This window comes from Streptomyces sp. TRM70350, from assembly GCF_019219825.1.
Classification (GTDB): Bacteria; Actinomycetota; Actinomycetes; order Streptomycetales; family Streptomycetaceae; genus Streptomyces.
Window position 1 is genome coordinate 24,290 of sequence record NZ_JAHUXH010000045.1, and the last position, 12,635, is coordinate 36,924.

Consider the following 12,635-nt stretch of genomic DNA (forward strand, 5'->3'; position numbering starts at 1 on the left):
CTGACCAGGCCACGGACAAGGAGAACCAGCCCCGATGCCCGTCACGGACTTCGGCGTCCTCGCACTCGCCCACACTCTCGGCGACCCCCGCGACGTCGCCGCCACCGCAGCCGACCACGTCGACGACCCCGACCGCGTCCTGCTCTGGGGCTACCGCGGCTACCACCGCGCCCCGGAGGGCACCACCCCCACCGCGCTCGCCGCCCGCGCCGCCGAGAAGGCCCTCGCCAAGGCGGGCGTCGGCCCCCGCGACCTCGACCTCGTCGTGGTCGCCGACAGCAGCGTCCCCGAGTACCTGCTGTGGGACACCTCCGCCGCCGTCGCCCGCGCGATCGGCGCCGACACCACACCGACGCTGCTGCTCGCCCAGGGCTGCGCGTCCGGCGTCACCGCTTTCCAGCAGATCGCCGGCACCTTCGCGACCCGCCCCGACGCCGACACGATCCTGCTCGTCGCCGTCAACCAGGTCAGCGAGGCGCACACCAACCGCATGCGCTTCAACACCCTGCTCGGCAGCGACGGCGCCGCGGCGGCGGTGCTGCGCCGCGGCCACGACCGGCTGCGCTGGCTGGCCACCGAGCAGCTCACCGACCCCACCCATGTCGACTTCTACCGGGTCGAGTACGGTGGCGCGGCCGCCCCGCACGCCCCCGAGGGCACCGGCAACCTGGACATCGACCCGCTGTCCCTGGTGTACCGGCACTTCCGCCGGGAGCCCGAGCACCTGGCCCGGTTCGTCCGCACCCTCAACAGCCGTGTGCGTACGGTGTTCGAGGACGCGTGCGACGCGGCCGGAACAGACCCCGGCCAGGTGAAGCGGTTCCTGTACCTCAACGACAACCAGGACTCCCTCGCCGACGTCGCCAAGGCCGTCGGTGTGCCGCTGGACCGCACCAACGCCGAACTGGCCAGCGACCTCGGCCACTGCGGCGGCGCCGACCAGTTGATCTGCCTGGACACCCTGCTCGAACGCGGCGAGCTGGCCGAGGGCGACGTGGTCGCGCTCGCGGGCCTGTCCATCGGCATGCACTGGTACTGCACGCTGCTCGCCGTCTGAACCAGCACCCCGACCAACGACAAGAACACGAGAAGAACAAGAGACACGGAGAGAGGAACGACCATGGCCGATCTGACCATCCAGGACCTGATCGACATCTTCAACCGCAGCAACGGCGACCAGGACCCGGTCGAGCCCGAGGGCGACCCGTCGGACGTCACGTTCGCCGCGCTCGGCTTCGACTCGCTCACCACGCTGAACGCCGTACGCCGCATCGAGCGCAGGCACGGCGTCGAACTCGGCGAGAACGTGATCAGCGAGGCCCGTACGCCGCGCCAGCTGCTCGACCGCGTCAACGCCGCGCTCTCCGCGGCCTGAAGCCCCAGGAGCCACACGACATGTGCGGAATCACCGGATGGGTGGCCCACGGCGAGGACCTCGCCCGGCACCGGTCCGTCGTCCAGGCGATGACCGACACCATGAGCTGCCGCGGCCCGGACGCCGAGGGCCTCTGGATCGAGGGACCCGTCGCGCTCGGCCACCGCCGGCTGTCCATCATCGACCTGGCGGGCGGCGCCCAGCCCATGGTCGCGGCACGCGACGGCCGGACCCTGGCGGCCCTGACCTTCTGCGGCGAGATCTACAACTTCCGGGAGCTGCGCGCCGAACTGACCGCCCTCGGGCACTCGTTCCGCACCGACAGCGACACCGAGGTCGTCCTCAACGCCTATCTTCAGTGGGGCACCGACTTCGCCGGCCGGCTGAACGGCATGTTCGCCATCGGCCTGTGGGACGCCACCACCCGCGAACTGCTGCTGGTCCGCGACCCGGTCGGGGTCAAGCCGCTCTACTACGCCCGCACCTCCCACGGCGTGATGTTCGGCTCGGAACCGAAGGCGGTCCTGGCCCACCCCGGCGTGCCGCGCCGCGTCGACGCCCAGGGACTCGCGGAGATCCTGGACATGGTCCGCACCCCGGAGATCACCCCGTTCGCCGACCTGTCGGAGGTACGGCCCGGACAGGTGGTGCGGGTGACCGAGGGCGGGCTGACCCGGACCCGCTACTGGCAGCTCACCGCCCGCGAGCACACCGACGACCTGGACACCACCATCGTCACCGTGCGCGAGCTGCTGGAGGACATTGTCGCCCGCCAGCTCATCGCCGACGTCCCGGTGGCCACCCTGCTCTCCGGCGGCCTCGACTCCTCGGCCATCACCGCGCTCGCCCAGCGCGCGCTGACCGCCGAGGGCCGCGGCCCGGTGCGCTCGTACTCGGTGGACTTCCAGGGCGCGGCCGACGGCTTCGAACCCGACGCGGTCCGCGGCACGGCCGACGCGCCCTATGTGCGGGACTGCGCCGCCCATGTGGGCTCCGACCACCGCGAGGTGCTGCTCGACAGCACCGAGCTGGCCGACGCGGCGATCCGCGCGGCGATCCTCGGCGCCACCGACCTGCCGCCCGCCTACTGGGGCGACCTATGGCCGTCGCTCTACCTGCTGTGCCGGGAGATCCGCAAACGGGCGACCGTGGTGCTGTCCGGCGAGTCCGCCGACGAACTGTTCGGCGGCTACCGCTGGTACCAGCGCCCGGAGGCGGTCGACGCCCCGACCTTCCCCTGGCTCACCCCCGGGTCGGCGCGCATCTTCGGCGGCAGCTCGCTCATCGACCAGGGCCTGCTGGAGAAGCTGGACCTGGAGGGCTACCGCCGGGACCGCTACGCCGAGGCCCTCGCCGAAGTGCCCGTGCTGCCGGGGGAGTCCGGGGTCGACCGGCGCATGCGCGAGGTGACGTACCTGAACATCACCCGCTTCATGCAGGCCGTGCTGGACCGCAAGGACCGCATGAGCATGGCCGTCGGTCTGGAGGTCCGGGTGCCGTTCTGCGACCACCGCCTGATGGACTACGTCTTCAACGTGCCGTGGGCGATGAAGTCGTTCGACGGCCGGGAGAAGAGCCTGCTGCGCGCCGCCGTCCGCGATGTGCTGCCGGCGTCGGTCCTGGAACGCACCAAGACGCCGTTCCCCTCCACCCAGGACACCCGGTACGAGCAGGCGCTGCGCGCCGAGCTGCGCGAGGTGCTGGCCGACCCGGACTCTCCGGTGCTGCCGCTGCTCAACACCGTCAGGGTCGATCGGATCCTCGGCCGCGAGCTGGACGACTTCAGCCTGCCGCACGACCGGGGCGGCATCGAGATGGCGCTCTGGCTCAACCGCTGGCTCGCCTCCTACGACGTGACCGTGACCGTCTGACCCGCGAGGGCGCCGCCCGCACGGCCGGGCGGCGCCCCCGCGTCAACCACCTTCCGCACCAGCCTCTTTCGCACACTGCGAGAACCACACGTTCCACCAAGGGGGACACATGGCCGATCGGTCCAGCGCAGAGCACCAGCTGTGGCTGCGCCGTTTCCACCAGCCGGCACCGGGTGCGCCGCGGCTGCTGTGCCTGCCGCACGCCGGTGGCTCCGCGAGCTTCTACTTCCCCGTCTCCAAGGCGCTGTCGCCCGCGGTGGACGTGCTCACGGTGCAGTACCCCGGCCGCCAGGACCGCCGTCTGGAACCGCCGGCGGAGTCCGTGCAGGAACTCGCGCAGGGGGTGTTCCGCGCGCTGGACGAGCGGGACGGCACGCCCCTCGCCCTGTTCGGGCACAGCATGGGCGCCATGATCGGCTTCGAGCTGGCCCGGCTGCTGGAGGCCGCCGGGCGGCCCCCGGCGGTGTTCTTCGTCTCCGGCCGCCGGGGCCCCTCCGTCGAGCGGGCCGAGAACGTCCACCAGGGCGACGACGCACGGCTGATCGAGGAGGTCACCAGGCTCGACGGCACCGACGCGGCCCTGCTCCAGGACGAGGAGATGCTGCGGATGATCCTGCCCGCGCTGCGGGCCGACTACCGCGTGGTCGAGACCTATCAGCGCACCCCCGGACCGCGGCTGAGCTGCCCCTTCGTCGTGCTGACGGGTGACGCCGACCCCCGGGTCGCCCCCGACGAGGCCCAGACGTGGTCGCAGGAGACCGACGGCCCGTTCGAACTCCACGTGTACCCAGGAGCCCACTTCTACCTGGTGGCGCAGCAGCAGGCCGTACTGGACCGGATCCGGACCACGCTGCGGCGGCTGGTTCCGGGCACCCGAGCGGCGGTCTGATCCGGTGAACGAGATCCTCCACGCCGCCCGGTCGGCGCAGGCCACCTCCGCCGGCTTCGCGGCCCTGCCGCTGCCCGAGTCGTACCGCGCGATCGCCGTCACAAGGACGAGACGGCCATGTTCGCCGGGATGCCCACCCGCGAGAAGGACCCGCGCAAGCCACTGCACCCCGACGAGGTCCCGGTGCCCGAACTCGGAGAGCGGTACGGCAAGCTGAGCGAGCTGACCAGGCGGCACCACCTGCCGCACCACGTCATCGGCTCCGACCTGGCCGGCGTCGTGCTGCGGACCGGCCGGGGGTGCACACCTGGAAGCCCGGTGACGAGGTCGTGGCGCACTGTCTGCAGGAAGTCCAACCGGCTGATGCCCAAGCCCCGCCACCCGACCTGGGAGGAGGCCGCCGCGCCCGGGAGGCCGACATCCTGATCTGGGGAGCGAGCGGCGGACTCGGGTGTACGCCACCCAGTTGGCACTGGCCGGCGGTGCCTTCCCGGTCTGTGCGGCCTCCTCGCCGCCGATCCCGGGGAACGAACACCGATACGACAACCGGTATCTGTGGACGTCGCTGAATGGGAGGCCAACCGGCTCAGCCTGCACCGCGGCAAGGTAGGTGTCCTGTGCTTGGCATCCACGCAAGGGCTGGGTGTGCGGGACGGAGACGCGTGCCAAGCATGGCGGAGCCATCAGCTGCTTTCGGCCGCCCGTGGTGCCACAGACAGAGGCGGCCTGAGGGCCCGGCGCGCCAAGTCGCCGAACGAGATGGCCAGTTCTGCAACAGTGCCCCTTCGAAGAGGAAGGCGGGCTGGTCGTCGCAAGAGTTCGAGAAAACAGATCGTTGACAACATTCTGTTTGCATGTCAGGGTTGCTGCATGTCATCGACTCCGTCACAACCTGCTGATGCCTTCACGGCCCCGAGCGCCCACGAAGCGCGAGTGCAACGTGTGTACACCTCTCTTTTCCGCATCGCCGAACGGCATGCGGTCACCGACGGTCAGCGCCGTCGGCAGACGCAGTCCCACATGGTCAGCCCGTATGAGGCGGTCAGGCTTGTGTCGTTCCTGCTCAGTGGGGCGGCGCAACTTGAGGGAGGCGAACCGGAGGTGGACCGCGCGGACATCACGGCCGCGTTGAGTCTTCTCCCGCTCGCTCGTGCCGAGATGGACGAAGTGGAGGCCGGACTCCTCAAGATGGCGCGTGGTCGCGGGATGACCTGGTCGGAGATCGCGTTCGGTCTTGGCCTTGAAACCTCGCAGGCGGCAAGGCAGCGCTATGAGCGCCTGGCGAGTCGTACGGAGGCCGACGCGGCGAAGGTTGACGAGTAGGATCCCGGCGTCGCAATGGCGGCGGCCGACCGCCGCCGCCATGTGCTGTATCCGTCAGTCGAGAATCCTGGCGGTTTTGATCACCACAGGCTCCGTGGGTACGTCCTGATGGCCATAGCGAGTGCCCGTCCTGACTTGCTTGATGAAGTCGACGACATCTTGTCCCTCGGTGACCTGGCCGAACACGGCGTATCCCCAGCCTGCCGGGGTCCTTGCCGTGAAGTCGAGGAAGTCGTTGTCCGCGACGTTGATGAAGAATTGGGCTGTTGCGGAGTGGGGATCGCTCGTCCGCGCCATCGCCACAGTGTAGGTAGTGTTCTTCAGCCCGCCAGGGGCCTCGTTCTCGATCGGCGCCAGGGTGGGCTTCTGGACCATGTCCGGGCTGAAGCCGCCTCCCTGGATCATGAAACCATCAATTACCCGGTGAAAAATCGTACCGTCGTAGTGTCCGTTGCGTACGTACGTCAGGAAGTTCTCAACGGTCTTGGGTGTTCTGGTGTCGGTGAGCTGCAGGACAATGCGGCCAAAGTTGGTGGTCAGCTCGACTATGGGCACGAATTTCCCTTTCCCGGCGCGGCTCAGCCACAGCTACGGTCCGGCCGTGGCGGCTGCTCTCCGGAGTCCTTGAGGATCACAACTATCAGTTTCTCAGAGTATCCCGCACTCGGCATGTCGCGGGTTGCCTCCCGGCGCGACCGAGGACCGTCCCGACAGGTCCTGTCCCGCGCGCCGGCCTGGGGCGACCCTGTACCTGACGCCACGTCAACGGATCGTCAGAGCATGCCGGTGATCCGCTGGAGCGGTTCACGTACTGGGATCGGCTGTCACTCGCGCGTCGCGGGTCCCGCAGGCGCTGGTGTGATTCCGGGGTTCCCAGTCGGTGTGGCAAGGGCGGCTTGAGCTGGGGTGTTGGGGGTTTTCCCCAGAAGGGGCAGGGCGTGTTTCTGGGTACTGGGTGGGGTGATGACGAGGCTTCTGACGTGGGGTTATTCGTGGTTGGTTGATAACGGTGGCGTGGTGTTGGTGGTGGCCTCTGGCGTCTGAGACGCCGTTTCTGATGGTGTGATCGTCGTTGAGCCGTGCATGACGGATCTGATGGAGCGGTTGGTACCGGATGAGTTATGGACGCTGTTCCGGCGGGTGGTTCCGCGGACGGAGGTCATACGTCCGCAGGGCGGCGGCCGACGGAGGGCCGGGGACCGCGAATGCCTGGCGGCGATCACCTTCGTGGCCGCCTCAGGATGGCGTCCCTTGTCGTGGTGTAGCCGATCACGGTTAGGGAGTGCGCCGGGGCGCGTGCTGACGTGGCTTCCGCTCCCTGCCCGTAGGGCGGGCCACCGTGCAACTCTCCGTAATGAACGGCCAGTTCAACGCGGGAGGTGCAGGGTGGCCCTGTCTCAGCATGACCTACGTCGGTTGTTGGAGTCACTACGTTCGGCGGAGGGGCTCGAACTCGTCCGCGGGGTGGCCGAGAGGATGCTGCAGGAGCTGATCGAGGCCGAGGCCACGGCCCGGATCGGCGCGGAGTGGAACGAGCACACCGAGACGCGCACCGCGCTTCGCAACGGCCACCGCGACAAGACGCTCAGCACCCAGGCCGGCGACCTGGACCTCGCGATCCCCAAGCTGCGGTCGGGGAGCTTCTTCCCCGCGCTGCTGGAGCGACGCCGCCGCATAGACCAGGCCCTGTATGCGGTCATCATGGAGGCCTACGTCCACGGCGTGTCCACGCGGTCGGTCGACGACCTGGTAAAAGGCCCTCGGCGCGGACACCGGGATGTCCAAGAGCGAGGTCTCGCGGATCTGTCAGGACATGGACGGCCGGCTGACTGCGTTCCGTGCCCGGCCCCTGGGCCACGTCCGCTTCCCGTACGTCTCTCTGGACGCGACCTGCTGCAAGGCGCGGGTCGAGCACCAGATCGTGTCCCGGGCCGTGGTGATCGCCACCGGGATCACCGAGGAGGGCGGCCGGGAGGTGCTGGGCGTGATGGTCGGCGACAGCGAGACCGAGGTGTTCTGGACCGAGTTCCTGTGTTCCTTGCGCGAACGCGGTCTGACCGGGGTCCGGCTCGTCATCGGCGACCACCACTTGGGACTGGTCAAGGCCATCCGCAAGGTCATGCTCGGGGCCGCCTACCAGCGCTGCAGGGTTCACTTCCCTGCGCAACGTGTTCAGCGTGATCAACAAGGCGGCGGCCGAGATGGCCGCCGCCACGATCCGCACGATCTTCGCCCAGCCCACCGCCGACGCCGTCCGCACCCAGCTCGACACCGTCGCCGACATGCTCGGCAAGCAGTTCCCCAAGGTCAAGGAGATGCTGCTGGAGGCGAAGGACGATCTGACCGCCTTCGCCGCCTTCCCGGAGCGACATTGGAAGAAGATCCAGTCCACCAACCCGCTGGAGCGGATCAACCGCGAGGTCAAGCGCCGCACCGATGTCGTCCAGGTCTTCCCAACGATGACGCGCTCCTGCGGCTGGTCACCGCCGCTCTTCGAGTTGCACGACGAGTGGATCGCCTTCCCCCGCCGCTACCTGCCCGAGGGAAGCATGGACCAGCTCTACCCCGCCGAGCGCCCGGAAAGCGCCCCCGCGCTACCCAACACCACCAACACGACCGCCGGATGATCGGCTACACCACGAGAAGGGACACGACCCGCCTCAGGGTGTACCTGGCGGCAGTTGCCCCCGGTGTTCGGCCCGGCCTGGCCGACGGTCTACCGGCGTTTCTGCCGGTGGAGCCGGGAGCGGGTCTGGGCCCGGCTCCACCGCATCCTCCTCGACGAGCTCGGCGCCCGCGGTGAGCTGGACTGGTCGCGGTGCGCCATCGACTCCGTCAGCCTCCGGGCCGCAAAAGGGGGCCACTGACCGGTCCGAATCCGACCGATCGCGGCAAGAACGGATCGAAAATCCACCTGATCACCGACCGGAACGGTCTTCCCCTGTCGCTGGGCATCTCCGGCGCCAACATGCACGACAGCCTCGGCCTGAAGCCACTGGTGCGGGGAATCCCGCCGATCCGCTCTTGGCGCGGTCCACGCCGCCGGCGACCGGCCAAGCTCCACGCCGACAAGGGATACGACTACGACCACCTGCGTCGATGGCTGCACAAGCGGGGCATCCGGCACCGCATCGCCCGCAAAGGCATCGAGTCCTCGCAGCGGCTGGGCCGCCACCGCTGGGTTGTGGAGAGGACGGTGTCCTGGCTGGCCGGATGTCGACGCCTGCCCTGCCGCTACGAGTGCAAGGCCGAGCACTTCCTCGCCTTCGTCCGCATCGCCGCAGTCCTCATCAGCTACCGCCGACTCGCCGGACAGCGCAGCAGGCTCAGTGCAATCCGGCGGGCAGAGTGAGCCGAGCGAGGTAGACGTCGATACCGGATACACGACCAGGCAGGGGTGCGCTCAGATCCCACCAGCGCATCGCCTCGATCTCGCGACCGGCCTCGAAATCGCGGCGCCGCAGGGCGCGGCCGGTGAACAGGGCACCGTATTCGGCGCGCTGCGCGGGGCCCAGCAGGAATCCGGCATAGCCGACGAATTGCAAGGGATCGCCGGGCACCTGCCCGCTCTCCTCGGCAAGTTCACGAACGGCCGCCTGGCGAGGACTCTCCCCCGGCTCAAGCAGGCCACCAGGTAGTTCCCAGTGACCCCGGAACCGGTCGTAGACCATAACGACCTCGTCGCGGTGCCACAAGGCAGTCAGAGCCATGGGCATGGGAGCCCCACCAGGGAGGACGTCTTCGGTGCCGAGCGTGAATGAAACCAGCCGGTTGCCGCGGTGATCGACAGCGAGGGGCTTGGATGAAGGATTGAGCATGCGGAAGCCTGCCCAAACTGAGCACACCCAACGTCGTAGACAGGTAGGAGCGGGTAGCAGTAGCAATTCTTACACCACCATCAGAAACGGCGTTGAGTACTCCAGTCGCAGTTCGCTATCGTTGCTGCTCAGAGCCCTGTTTTGGAGTGTACTCGGCTGATGCCTCGTCAGGTGGCGGGAGTTCGTGACCTCGGGTGCGACGGTGGTAGTGGCAGCGGCGGGCGGTGGCCTGGTGACGGCGGCGCCAGCGGGACCAGTTCAGTGCGTGGCCGGTGTGCCGCAGGTGCGTCGGCGTGGGGTGGCCAGTTGCCAGGAGTCGCCGGATTTCCGCCACGGTGAGCGGTGCGAGGGCGTCGGAACCGTTTCTGCCGCCCCCCTTTCGGTCCCCGCGGCGGCGGCCATCGCGGCGAGGAAGGCGTGGGCGAGCATGGCCAGGGTGATGTGCCGGTACCAGCCGGGATACCGGCGGACCTCGTACTGATCCAGGCCGCACTCGTTCTTCGCGGCCTGGAATGCCTCCTCGACCGCCCAGCGCGCCCCGGCGATCCGTACCAGCTCGGCGACGGGAGTGCCGGCCGGCGCGTAGGCGAGGTAGTAGGCGATCTCGTCCGGACGGGCCAGGCTGTGGCGGGCCAGCACCCACCGGTCATGGGTGGGCTTGTCACCGTCGAAGTCGTCGATGGCGGGCAGCCGGGCTGCGGCCCAGTCGTAGGCGCGCGGCCCCTTCGCGCCGGCCCCGCAGGAGTGGCGTTCCCAAGCGTCCTCGGGGGCCTGGGCGATGGCGAAGTCGATGCGGCCGACGGCGTGGACATGCTGGGACTTCGGCACGGCCAGGACATAGCCGACGCTGGCTTCCTCCAGCATGCGGCGCAGCCGCCACTCCTGGCCGTAGGCCGAGTCGGCGGTCACCCAGGCGATCGGCAGCGGCGAGGCCAGTGCCCGCATGATGATGGCCTTCGCAAGGTCGCCCTTGGTGGCGAACGCGCGCTCGTCGGGAATCTTCGCCTGGCGCAGCGGCCCGGATCGGAGGTCCAGGACTTCGGCAGGTACAGTTCCCGGTCCACCAGCGCCCGGCCTCTGACGCTGGAGTAGGCGGCGAATACGCCGATCTGGCAGTTCTCCGTGCGGCCGGGGGCTTGTCTCTGAATAACTGTCAGAGTTGATCTGCCTCGTGGTCCTCGTCGGACAAGCGGACTCGGATCTGTTCCAGGGTGCGGGCAGGCGATCCGGGCAGCGGTGTGACGACGACGCGGTGCAGGTCCAGGAGCCGGTGTCCGTCTTGGAACTGGTTGGAGAGGTTGGTGCGGCCGACTCCCAGCAGTTGGGCCAGGAACGTGCTGGTGATTGCCCTGCGGCGGCGTAACAGTGCCGCCAGGAGACGGTGGTAGTGGTCGAGACTGCTGGTTTGCGGGTGGAGGTAGCTGCGCGGGCGGTGGAAACGTCGCTGGAAGGCCGCCTCGGCCAGGGCATCCCAGTACGGCTCCGAGGCTGCGACGAGGTGTTCGAAGTCGGACCGTGGCATGCCGGTCAGGGCCGGATCGCTGAGCATCGTGGTCAGCGCGGGGTCGATCCGCGGGATGGTCGTCGGCGCCTCTGGGGTTCGGGGAGGGACGGGGGTCACGGTGTAGTTCCAGTCGCCGTGGAACGCGTTGGGCGTGATCGGTAGAGCGTAGAACTCGGCGGCGGTGACGGTGCTGCCCAGGCAGTAGCTGCCGGTATCCAGCGCGGCGCCGATGGTCAAGCCGCTGCGGGTGGTCGTCGCGGCGATGGTTTCGATGACGACCTGGTAGCTGGTCAGCGGCCGGCCCCGCCAGTTCGCGGTGATGTGGCAGAACATCCGATGTTCGATTTTGTTCCATTTCGAAGTGCCGGGCGGAAAGTGGCAGACCGTGATCTCCAGTCCGCTCTCCAGGGCGAAGGCGGCCAGGTGTTTCTTCCAGGTCCAGCGGCGGGGATCGTTGGAGCCGCCGGCGTCGGCGGTGATCAGCAACCGGGTGGCGTCCGGGTGGTTGGCCTGTCCCCAGTGCTGCCACCAGCGGCGTATGGATTCCACCGCGAACTCGGCGGTGTCGTGGTCGGTCCCGACGTTGACCCAGCCGGTATTGGTGGCGATGTCGTAGATCCCGTAGGGGATGGCGACCGGCTGGTCGCTGGTGGTGAAGGTGTGGCAGTCGACCCTGATCGGGTCCTTGCCCGGTCGCCAGGTGCGGCCTGGCCGGTCGCGATTGCCGAGCCATTCCTTGGCCTTGGTGTCGACACTGATCACCGGCTGGCCGGTGTCGAGGAAGGCGGTGGCCGTGGTGTTCAGGTGGGCGAACTGGGCGTCGCGGTCCGGATGGCTGGTGCCCTCGGTGGTCTTGACGGTGCCCTGCAGGCTGTAGCCCAGGCTGTGCAGCAGGCGTCCGACGGTTGCGGCGCTGACCCGGTGGCCTTGTGACGTGAGGGTCGAGGCGAGGGCGCAGTGACAGGGTGGTCCAGCGCAACGGGGAGACGGGATCCCCCCGGGTGTGTGGCTCGATCAACGACTCCAGCGCCGGCAGCAGACCGGGGTCGGTGACCGTCAACGGCTTGCGACCGGCGCCCGGAGCCCGAACCCTCTTCGTCGGCACCAGGTCTCCGGCCAGTTCGGTGACACCTCGAGCGACGGTGGCGGCGCTGGCCCCGGACGCAGCAGCCACCAGGGTGATCCCACCGTGGCCGATGGCCTCAGCCTCGCTGGCCAGGTAGAGCCGACGGCGACGCTCGTCGAGATGCGGCAGGATCCGATCGAACTTTGCCCGTAATGCGGCAACGGGCGGACGCACTGTCATGGTCCACCCTCCCACCAACTCCACCTGAGCAAGCATTAATTGAAATACAAGCCCCGGCGGTGCCGGAGTACTGCCGCTGCACCCCGGCCGAGACCGTGCCCTTCTTGATGAACCCGGTGTCGTCAATGATCAGCACACCCGCCGGGTCCCCCAGCTTCTCGGCAACGTATTCCTGCAGGTCATCGCGGATCTAGTCGGGATCCCAGCAGGCGCGGCTCAGCAGGTGCTGCAGCCCGGCGGGAGTGCGGTGACCGGCATGCTCGGCCAGCTGCCAGCTGTTCTTGCGGCCCACCGGCCCGAGCAGGCCGTGCACATAGGCCCGCATCCGCCGCCGCAGATCCACCCGCCCGAACCGGTGACCGATCCGCACCAGCAACTCTTCCAGTTCCGCCGACCAGACATCGGGCCGCACATCGTCTTGCACGGCAAACACAACGGCTCGTGGCACCCGAGGTCACGAACTCCCGCCACCTGACGAGGCATCAGCCGAGTACACTCCAAGACAGGGCTCTGACCAGCAGCGATAGCGAATTGCGACTGGAGTACTAG

8 protein-coding genes and 5 pseudogenes are annotated in these 12,635 nt (G+C 68.7%); 8 read left to right on the forward strand and 5 right to left on the reverse strand.

The genetic code is table 11. The features are described 5' to 3' along the window. The first annotated feature begins 34 nt into the window (after positions 1-34). From KWI83_RS35375 to KWI83_RS35400, 6 genes and pseudogenes are all read left to right on the forward strand, one after another. Positions 35-1,057, forward strand: a complete 1,023-nt coding sequence (locus KWI83_RS35375; RefSeq protein ID WP_218518473.1) for a 3-oxoacyl-ACP synthase III family protein — start codon at positions 35-37, stop codon at positions 1,055-1,057. 63 nt (positions 1,058-1,120) lie between these two features. Continuing rightward, positions 1,121-1,375: an acyl carrier protein gene (locus tag KWI83_RS35380; protein ID WP_218518474.1), complete on the forward strand. Its 255-nt coding sequence runs from the start codon at positions 1,121-1,123 to the stop codon at positions 1,373-1,375. A gap of 20 nt (positions 1,376-1,395) precedes the next feature. Then, a complete protein-coding gene (gene asnB, locus KWI83_RS35385; protein WP_218518475.1) occupies positions 1,396-3,246 on the forward strand; it encodes an asparagine synthase (glutamine-hydrolyzing) in 1,851 nt (616 codons plus the stop codon). Positions 3,247-3,355: 109 nt separating this feature from the next. Further along, the gene (locus KWI83_RS35390; RefSeq protein ID WP_305733715.1) at positions 3,356-4,135 is read left to right on the forward strand and encodes a thioesterase II family protein; all 780 of its coding nucleotides are present in this window, start codon (positions 3,356-3,358) and stop codon (positions 4,133-4,135) included. Positions 4,136-4,139: 4 nt separating this feature from the next. Continuing rightward, positions 4,140-4,865, forward strand: a pseudogene (locus KWI83_RS39525) (alcohol dehydrogenase catalytic domain-containing protein). Between the two features lie 140 nt (positions 4,866-5,005). Continuing rightward, positions 5,006-5,458, forward strand: coding sequence for a DNA-binding protein (locus KWI83_RS35400; RefSeq protein ID WP_218518476.1), 453 nt, complete (start codon positions 5,006-5,008; stop codon positions 5,456-5,458). 54 nt (positions 5,459-5,512) lie between these two features. Here the strand turns inward: KWI83_RS35400 and KWI83_RS35405 are convergent, their stop codons facing one another. After that, positions 5,513-6,013 carry a peptidylprolyl isomerase gene (locus tag KWI83_RS35405; protein ID WP_218518477.1) on the reverse strand — a complete coding sequence of 167 codons (501 nt, stop codon included), beginning with the start codon at positions 6,011-6,013 and terminating at the stop codon, positions 5,513-5,515. An 831-nt stretch (positions 6,014-6,844) separates the two neighbouring features. On the opposite strand from KWI83_RS35405, the pseudogene KWI83_RS35410 reads away from it, so the two are divergent. Both KWI83_RS35410 and KWI83_RS35415 read left to right on the forward strand, forming a co-directional pair. Further along, a pseudogene (locus tag KWI83_RS35410) lies at positions 6,845-8,085 on the forward strand (IS256 family transposase). 33 nt (positions 8,086-8,118) lie between these two features. After that, positions 8,119-8,810, forward strand: a pseudogene (locus KWI83_RS35415) (IS5 family transposase); the annotation flags it as partial. Here KWI83_RS35415 and KWI83_RS35420 read toward each other — a convergent pair. From KWI83_RS35420 to KWI83_RS35435, 4 genes and pseudogenes are all read right to left on the reverse strand, one after another. Continuing rightward, positions 8,785-9,174 (reverse strand): NUDIX hydrolase, encoded by a 390-nt coding sequence (locus KWI83_RS35420; RefSeq protein ID WP_256363261.1) that lies wholly within the window; start codon positions 9,172-9,174, stop codon positions 8,785-8,787. The pseudogene KWI83_RS35415 and the gene KWI83_RS35420 sit on opposite strands and share 26 nt — an antisense overlap. 360 nt (positions 9,175-9,534) lie before the next feature. Next, positions 9,535-10,497 (reverse strand): IS701 family transposase, encoded by a 963-nt coding sequence (locus KWI83_RS35425; protein WP_374106445.1) that lies wholly within the window; start codon positions 10,495-10,497, stop codon positions 9,535-9,537. Further along, positions 10,410-12,086, reverse strand: a pseudogene (locus tag KWI83_RS35430) (ISAzo13 family transposase); the annotation flags it as partial. The pseudogene KWI83_RS35430 and the gene KWI83_RS35425, both read right to left, overlap by 88 nt. Positions 12,087-12,102: 16 nt before the next feature. Continuing rightward, positions 12,103-12,498, reverse strand: a pseudogene (locus tag KWI83_RS35435) (transposase); the annotation flags it as partial. Between the last annotated feature and the right edge of the window lie 137 nt (positions 12,499-12,635).

What these genes read in the sequence shown, in the direction of transcription:
- KWI83_RS35390 (WP_305733715.1), top strand. Translation starts at nt 3,356, where the DNA reads ATGGCCGATCGGTCCAGCGCAGAGCACCAGCTGTGGCTGCGCCGTTTC.
- KWI83_RS35400 (WP_218518476.1), top strand. Translation starts at nt 5,006, where the DNA reads ATGTCATCGACTCCGTCACAACCTGCTGATGCCTTCACGGCCCCGAGC.
- KWI83_RS35375 (WP_218518473.1), top strand. Translation starts at nt 35, where the DNA reads ATGCCCGTCACGGACTTCGGCGTCCTCGCACTCGCCCACACTCTCGGC.
- asnB (WP_218518475.1), top strand. Translation starts at nt 1,396, where the DNA reads ATGTGCGGAATCACCGGATGGGTGGCCCACGGCGAGGACCTCGCCCGG.
- KWI83_RS35420 (WP_256363261.1), bottom strand. Translation starts at nt 9,174, where the DNA reads ATGCCCATGGCTCTGACTGCCTTGTGGCACCGCGACGAGGTCGTTATG.
- KWI83_RS35380 (WP_218518474.1), top strand. Translation starts at nt 1,121, where the DNA reads ATGGCCGATCTGACCATCCAGGACCTGATCGACATCTTCAACCGCAGC.